7 protein-coding genes are annotated in these 7666 nt (G+C 51.2%); 4 read left to right on the top strand and 3 right to left on the bottom strand.

Annotated features, from left to right (window positions below):
• Both EFBL_RS20950 and EFBL_RS13190 read right to left on the bottom strand, forming a co-directional pair.
• A partial coding sequence (locus EFBL_RS20950) for a hypothetical protein (protein WP_216640726.1) occupies nt 1–202 on the bottom strand: 202 nt, incomplete at its 3' end.
• Entirely contained in the window at nt 183–1340 is a 1158-nt protein-coding gene (locus EFBL_RS13190) for an aminotransferase A (RefSeq protein ID WP_096182585.1), read from the bottom strand. The genes EFBL_RS20950 and EFBL_RS13190, both read right to left, overlap by 20 nt.
• Before the next feature lie 261 nt (nt 1341–1601).
• Here EFBL_RS13190 and EFBL_RS13185 point away from each other — a divergent pair, with 261 nt between their 5' ends.
• A complete protein-coding gene (locus EFBL_RS13185) occupies nt 1602–2087 on the top strand; it encodes a cytochrome c3 family protein (RefSeq protein ID WP_096182584.1) in 486 nt (161 codons plus the stop codon).
• A gap of 21 nt (nt 2088–2108) precedes the next feature.
• Nucleotides 2109–3374 (top strand): ammonia-forming cytochrome c nitrite reductase subunit c552, encoded by a 1266-nt coding sequence (locus tag EFBL_RS13180; protein WP_096182583.1) that lies wholly within the window; start codon nt 2109–2111, stop codon nt 3372–3374.
• A 46-nt stretch (nt 3375–3420) separates the two neighbouring features.
• Here the strand turns inward: EFBL_RS13180 and EFBL_RS13175 are convergent, their stop codons facing one another.
• Nucleotides 3421–4938, bottom strand: a complete 1518-nt coding sequence (locus EFBL_RS13175) for a M1 family aminopeptidase (RefSeq protein ID WP_096182582.1) — start codon at nt 4936–4938, stop codon at nt 3421–3423.
• 148 nt (nt 4939–5086) lie between these two features.
• Here EFBL_RS13175 and glpX point away from each other — a divergent pair, with 148 nt between their 5' ends.
• Both glpX and rho read left to right on the top strand, forming a co-directional pair.
• Nucleotides 5087–6055: a class II fructose-bisphosphatase gene (gene glpX / locus EFBL_RS13170; protein WP_096182581.1), complete on the top strand. Its 969-nt coding sequence runs from the start codon at nt 5087–5089 to the stop codon at nt 6053–6055.
• Between the two features lie 122 nt (nt 6056–6177).
• The gene (gene rho, locus EFBL_RS13165; RefSeq protein ID WP_096182580.1) at nt 6178–7446 is read left to right on the top strand and encodes a transcription termination factor Rho; all 1269 of its coding nucleotides are present in this window, start codon (nt 6178–6180) and stop codon (nt 7444–7446) included.
• Nucleotides 7447–7666: the final 220 nt, after the last annotated feature.

Below are 7666 nucleotides of genomic sequence, written 5' to 3'. Positions count from 1 at the left end.
GGTTTAAGGGCTTCTGACCCGTGACACCCCCATCATACCGAGGCGTTTCCTGTTTTGGCAAAGGTGAAATCTTAACACCTACAGGAATGTTTATAACGACTGGCACAAGCGAGACCAACGCAAGCAGGATTGGCCCAAACGCAACCGACCCAAGCGGGATTGGCACAAGCGGGATCGTCGCTTCATCGCAGCCCCGCGACAAACCTCTCCATCCGATCAAGCCCCTCTTTCAGTACCTCCATCGAATAGGCGTAGGAGATCCGTATATATCCCTCCCCAAGCGGGGAAAAAGCATCTCCCGGCACCACGGCCACTCGCTGCTCCTCCAGCAGTTTGGCTGCAAAATCGAAGGATTTGAGGCCAAAATTCCTGATGGAGGGGAACACGTAGAAAGCTCCGTCCGGCTTCACGACTTCGACCCCCATGCCCGTGAGCCTTTCCAATACGTAATCCCGGCGAACCCGGTATTCATCCCGCATGAAAACAGCATCGTCCATCCCGTTTGTCAGCGCTTCTGTAGCTGCATATTGACTGATGGTGCTGGCACAGGTGCTGTTGTATTGGTGCACTTTCAGCATGTGTTGAGTAATGGAAGCAGGCGCAAAGGTAAAACCAATCCTCCATCCGGTCATGGAGTGGGACTTGGACAAGCCGTTGATCACAATCGTTTTGTCCCGCATTGCAGAGATGGCTGCAATGGAATGATGTTCCCCGTTGTAAATCAATTCACTGTATATTTCGTCCGACAGGACAAAGATCTGTTTATCCGACAGCAGGGCGGCAATCTTTTCCAGCTCTTCTTCCGGCATGACGCAACCCGTCGGGTTGGAAGGGTAGGGGAGAAGCACGCAGCGGGTTTTATCCGTGAGCTTATCCTTGATTAGGTCAGCGCTCAGACGAAAACCATTTCGGGTGGTGTCAATATATACGGGAACCGCGCCGCACATCCGGATAATCGGCTCGTAACCGGGGTACACCGGCCCCGGCAGAATTACTTCCACGCCTTCTTCCAGGATTGTTCGAAGAGCGATGTCAATTGCCTCACTGGCACCGTTTGTCACAATGACCTCATCAGCCGCCTGATAGGTGAGGCCATATTTTTCATGCAGGAATCGGGAGGCCGCTTGCCTGAGTTCCAACAGCCCCGCATTCATTGTATAGGTGGTTTTGTTTTGCTCAATAGCTGCAATTCCCGCAGCTTTGACATGATCCGGCGTGAAAAAATCGGGTTGTCCGATCGTAAGAGAGACGGCGTCTTTATATTGGGCCACCAGGTTTGAGAATTTGCGGATTCCCGAGATCTGGATGTCCTTAACACGCCGGTTGATCAAATGTTCCACTGGCTGCACCTGCCTTTTGCGCTGAAAGGTTTCTTTCATAGTACCAACTTTTTGTGAGGATGCCCACACCCTCTGTTTGGAATCAGGGCGACATTAAAATCATTATTTGCATTTTTATGGACACACCGTTACATAACTTTGGCTGATCAATTACAAATTTATGAAAAGGTTAAGTTTGTGAAATGGGGTACTTGTAATCGCTTAAGGCAGACATATCATGGAAAGTGTAGGGTGATACGGTTCATAAAGGAGGGAGAGGTCATGTTAGAAAAACTCAAGAAATTTGTAAAGAACAAATATGTAATCGGCATATTAGTGGTTATTGGATTGTCTTACTTTTTATGGGATACGGGAATGGAAGCCACGAGCTCAACTTCGTTCTGCACCAGTTGCCACGTGATGAATGAAGTGGGTGTTACCAAGGCGGTTTCCACCCATAGCAACCTTGCTTGCGGAGATTGTCACGTGCCGCAAGACAATGCGGTCAGAAAAGTGATGTTCAAGGCCAAATCGGGTTTGTCCCATATCTACAACAACACGTTTAACAATGACCTGCCGTTTACGTTTGTTGCAAAAGCGGAATCAAACAAAGTCATTCAGCAACGTTGTGCCGAATGCCACAGTGCTACCGTCTCCACGATCAATCATGACAAAGATCGCGACTGTACCAGCTGTCACCGCAACTTGCCGCACAACAACCGCCGTATCAAAACCGATCCCGCTTTCGAGAAAGCTCTCGAAAACTAGAAAGAAAGGAAGGTGTAAGGGATGAAACACCGGAAATTGTTTATGACGATTCTTACACTGGTGGGCGGTATGGCGTTAATCGTGGCGGGATGCAGCAATTCCCAGCAGAATGCCGTTCCGAAGATCCAGACGAACATTCCGGACGCAGAGCCCGACTCCAAAGTCTGGGGCAAAGTATTCCCGCTCCAGTACGAAAGCTATTTGAAAAACAACGAGGCCACAACAGAAACCCGCTATGGCGGTTCCAAACCGGTCTCCAAGTATCTGACCCAACCTCTTCTGCCCGAACTGTTCAAAGGTTACGGATTTGCACTCGAGTATAACGAAGACCGTGGTCACACCTACTCCGTTGAAGACGTGACGCATATCAAACGGATTAATGACAAATCCCCCTCCTCCTGCTGGAACTGTAAGTCATCCGACAATGTAAAACTGTGGGCGGCGGAAGGCAAGGATTACTTCAAGGTTCCGTTCAAGCAGCGTTTGGATCAGATCAAACACCCGATCGGATGTGCGAACTGCCATGACGCCAAGACTATGGACCTGAAAGTGACCAATCCGAACTTCATCGATTCTGCCAAGCGTCTGAATATTGATCTCTCCAAAGCGACCAAACAGGAGATGCGCACTTATGTGTGCGCACAGTGTCACAACGAATACTACTTCAAGCCGGGCACTATGGAAGTTACGAACCCTTGGGACAAAGGTTTCAATCCGGATGAAATGGTCACCTACTACAATGAGATCCAATTCAGCGACTGGCAGCATCCGGACTCCAAGACCAAAATGATCAAGGCACAGCACCCGGAATTCGAGATGTTCAAGTCCGGAACTCACGGTGCAAACGGCGTTTCTTGTGCGGACTGCCACATGCCGTATGAGCGTGACAAGGACAAGAAGAAGTATTCCTCTCACCACTGGACCAGCCCGCTGAAGAATATTGAGCAGTCCTGCCGGACCTGCCACCGCGACAAGACTGCGGATGAGTTGAAAACTCGCGTGGAATACACCCAAGTGAAAGTTTATGAGACCATGATCAAGGCTCAGGAAGCTTCGAACGCAGCACACAAAGCGGTAAAAGCGGCGCTCGAAGTGCCTGAAGCCGATCAGAACGCCATCAAACAAGCTCAGGATCTGATCCGCAAAGCCCAGTTTGAATGGGATTTTGTAGCTGCCGAGAACAGCATGGGCTTCCACAATCCGTCTCTGGCCCTGGAAACCTTGGCCAAGTCCATCGACAACTCCCGTCAGGCTCAACTGATTGCAGAGAAGATCACCAAGAAATAACCGAACAGATGATAACGAAAGGCACCCAACCCGGGTGCCTTTTTCATCAGGCAAACCTGTCTTTCACTGATTGGATCAGGTCCCCGTTGGGGGAATCCAGCCACATTTTCATGCGGGAAACCGCTTCCGGTTTCACCTGCCGCAGCGCCTCTTCCAAACGGTCACGGGTTGTTGTGGCATACCGGTTCTTCAAATAAAACTGCTGGAGAAACCGGAAGAACTGTTCGTCTCCCAATTCCATGCGCAAATCATGGTACATCAATTGGGGGCGCAGGTACATCAGATAATAGTAATCCGTTTCGCTTGCAAAATTGGCGTAGGGTTGGTCTGCCGCTTGTTCCTTGACTTGGACGGGTGCCTGATAGTTGTGCGGCGAGTAGCTCTTTTCTCCCCGGAACAGGTTCCAATTTTGCGCGATGGTTTCCTTGTAAGCCGCATGACCGTATTGAGCCTCGATGTAAAGCAGTGCCGCATAATCGGCCAGTCCTTCGTCAAGCCAAGGGCCCAAGGCTTTGTACGTTCCAACCGATGAAAACCACCATGCATGGGCAATTTCGTGTGCGATCCAATGTTCCCCGGTTCCCCAACTCCAGATCTCCTGCGAGAACAGGGCCAGGTTCGGGTATTCATGGGCAAACACGGTGCCCGCAGGCATCTCCACCACTGCGAAAGACGGATAGGCCAGGCTGCCGAACCGTTTGGTATAGGTTTTTACAGCCGTTTGCGTGATACGTTGCAGCTCTGGCAGTGTTTTCGGGGTTCGAGTGGCTATCTTCACATCCACTCCGTCTGCAGTTTTCCACATCGTTTCTGTCCAGCCGGTGCCACCGACGAGAGCGAAACTGCGGAGGGATTCGCTTCTCCATTCGGAAATGGTCACCCCTGCTTCCGTTTGTGAGGAGAGCGGATACCCGCTGGCAAACCACTGAAACCCCGTCGGATGCTTCAGTTTCACATGGTAGGCGGCCAGGTCCATCAGAAACGGGTCTCCAAACGGCCGCGGTTGCGGGCGGGGAAGCCATGTGTTATTGGCGCGCACACCCAAAATCGGGTACCAGTATGTCAGCGACCAGACTCCGTCTTTTTGCCCAAGCCGGGTGCCAGCCGCTGGAATCGGTGTAGAAAAGCGGATTGTCACTTCGACCGCTTCCCCTTTTTGGGGAAGGGGAACCGTCAGATGTTGGGAGTCTGCCTGGAAGGATACCTTTTGCCCGTCTGCCTCTACCTGTTCAATCTGAATCGGTTTATAAGTGGAAGGGTACAGGTAAAAAAGCAATTGGGTGTCAGGCGCTTCCGGAACAGATACAGCGACAGTCCCGCGGACTACCGAATTGGCGGTGTCCAGTTCCGCATCCAGGTCGTATTTCAAATTGTGTTGCACTTGAATGTTGGTTGGTACAGCAGGTGTTGCCACGGTTGAATGCGTGGATCGCAATGTTCGGGATACCCACGCGGTCCATCCTTCCTTTGGCTGCAGGATCAGGACCAAACAAACCGAAATGGCAACCAGGGACAGTATGGATTGATAAAGCAAGAGACTTTTCTTGCTGCGGATGAATGGCACAAAGTGTCCCTCCCGACGCAGGAGTCATACTTGCTTTTTCAACATAAAATGACCGATTCCTGCAGATTTTGTCGAATGGAATTCTAGTAGCACATTCTACATATGTGATATACTAAATAGCGAAAATCCAGTACGGGAGGGCACCGGTTTGGAACGTGAACTTGCATTGGAGATTGTACGCGTAACGGAGGCAGCCGCACTGGCAGCCGCAAGGTGGATGGGGACAGGCAAGAAGAATGAAGCTGATCATGCGGCAACCACCGCTATGCGCGCCGTATTCGAATCGGTCAATATGGACGGGACGGTTGTGATCGGAGAAGGGGAAATGGATGAAGCCCCCATGCTCTATATCGGAGAGAAACTTGGACAAGGCAACGGTTTAAAGGTGGACGTGGCGGTGGACCCACTGGAAGGAACCAATATCGTTGCAAAGGGACTGTGGAACGCGATTACGGTGGTGGCAGTGGCACCCAAGGGGATGATGCTGCATGCACCGGACATGTACATGGAGAAGATTGCAGTGGGGCCAAGAGCTGCAGGGCGTGTCCACCTGGATGCCCCAGTCAGGGAGAACCTGAAAGAAGTGGCGAAAGCGGCAAACAAGAACATCTCGGATGTGGTAGCCATTCTGCTGGATCGGGATCGTCATCTGCCCATCATCGAGGAAATCCGTTCGGCAGGGGCCCGGATCAAACTGATATCTGACGGTGACGTGGCAGCGGCGATCAATACGGCCTTTGAAGACACCGGGGTCGATATTATGTTTGGCACCGGCGGGGCGCCGGAGGGGGTATTGGCGGCGGCTGCGCTCAAATGTCTGGGCGGGGAGCTCCAGGGGCGCCTGAAGCCATCCAACCCGGCAGAAGTTGAACGCTGCAAAAATATGGGCCTGTCCAATCCGGAACAGATCCTGCTAATGGAAGATTTGATTCGTGGGGAAGACGCAATTTTTGCCGCCACAGGTGTGACAGACGGGGAGTTGCTGCGCGGTGTGCGCTATCTTGGAAACGAGCGGGCCATGACCCATTCGCTGGTCATGCGTGCAAAGACGGGAACGGTGCGTTTCGTGGAAGCCCGTCATCAACTGAACAAGAAACCAAACCTCGTTTTGGTGTAAGACAAATTCAGCATGTTCGGGCGTTCCTTGAATAGAATAGGAATGTCCCGGCAAACATGCTATAATGTAAACACCCCAAAAACATTTAATTGCATAGAGGAATGAATTGAAGGTGACAATGTTTGCTAATTAAAGAATTGGAAGCAATGAAACTGACGGATCTGTACAAGCTTGCCAAGGATTATGAGATCCCGTCCTACGGAGGCTTGAAGAAGAAAGAACTCATCTTTGCGATCCTCCGGAAACAAGCTGAAAAAGAAGGCCTCATGTTCATGGAAGGCATCCTTGAGATCATGCATGAGGGATACGGATTTCTAAGGCCGATCGGGTACTTGCCAAGCAATGAAGACATTTATGTGGCTGCCTCGCAAATTCGCAGGTTCGATTTGCGAACCGGGGACAAGGTTTCCGGCAAAGTAAGGCCACCGAAAGAAAACGAAAGGTACTACGGACTCCTGCAAGTGGAAGCGGTTAACGGTACCACGCCGCAATCCGCATCCGAACGGGTACATTTCCCCGCGCTCACTCCTCTTTTCCCGCAGAAGAAACTTGTGATGGAAACGACTCCCGAGAAACTTTCGACTCGTATCATCGATTTGCTGTCTCCGATAGGTCTTGGCCAACGAGGACTGATCGTGGCCCCGCCCAAAGCCGGCAAAACGCTTCTGCTGAAAGAAATCGCCAACTCCATTTCCACCAACCATCCGGATATTGATCTGTTTGTACTGTTGATCGACGAACGTCCGGAAGAAGTGACGGATATGCAGCGTTCCGTGAAGGGGGAAGTGGTGGCATCCACCTTTGACGAAGTGCCTGAGCATCATATCAAAGTGGCGGAATTGGTGTTGGAACGGGCGATGCGCCTTGTGGAACACGGCAGGGACGTGGTGATTTTGCTCGACTCCATTACCCGTTTGGCCAGAGCCTATAACCTGGTCATTCCGCCTTCCGGCAGAACCCTCTCGGGGGGTATCGATCCGGCTGCATTTCACCGTCCCAAGCGGTTCTTTGGCGCGGCCCGCAACATTGAAGAGGGGGGCTCGCTGACCATTCTTGCGACAGCCCTTGTCGAGACGGGTTCCCGGATGGACGACGTGATCTATGAAGAATTCAAAGGCACCGGGAACATGGAATTGATGCTTGACCGTCGTCTCGCAGAGAAGCGCATCTTCCCCGCCCTTGACATTCGGCGTTCCGGAACAAGGAGAGAAGAATTGCTGCTGACGCAGGAAGAACTGGATAAAGTATGGGCGATTCGCAAATCGATGTCCGATAACCCTGACTTTACGGAGGTATTCCTGCGCAAACTCCGTGACACCAAGAACAATCAGGAGTTCTTGGCAACCCTGGAAGGCATAAAGGAATCCAAAGAGTTGTCCAAAGTGAAATAGCAAAAGCAACCCCCTGTTATAAGGAGCGACGGGCCCTTTAGCAAGGGGTGTTTTTATTACCGACGGATCATGAGAAGTTTCCTGCTTGTGGTATTATGAAAAAAGAGATTATAAGAGGAGAGACAGAAGTCTGAAATCCTTATCAAACGCACGTAACAATGAAAATGAGCATGCCAAATAAGCCGTGCAACTAGACGACCAAATGTAAAAAAATGTATTA

Origin of the sequence: Effusibacillus lacus (assembly GCF_002335525.1) — a bacterium.
In the GTDB taxonomy this organism is placed as follows: domain Bacteria; phylum Bacillota; class Bacilli; order Tumebacillales; family Effusibacillaceae; genus Effusibacillus; species Effusibacillus lacus.
The sequence above is the reverse complement of the archived record's forward strand: the minus strand, read 5'-3'. Positions and strand labels throughout refer to the sequence as shown.

Bases quoted from the DNA above. Each gene is read 5' to 3' on its own strand.
- EFBL_RS13180 (WP_096182583.1), top strand. From the start codon at position 2,109: ATGAAACACCGGAAATTGTTTATGACGATTCTTACACTGGTGGGCGGT.
- EFBL_RS13185 (WP_096182584.1), top strand. From the start codon at position 1,602: ATGTTAGAAAAACTCAAGAAATTTGTAAAGAACAAATATGTAATCGGC.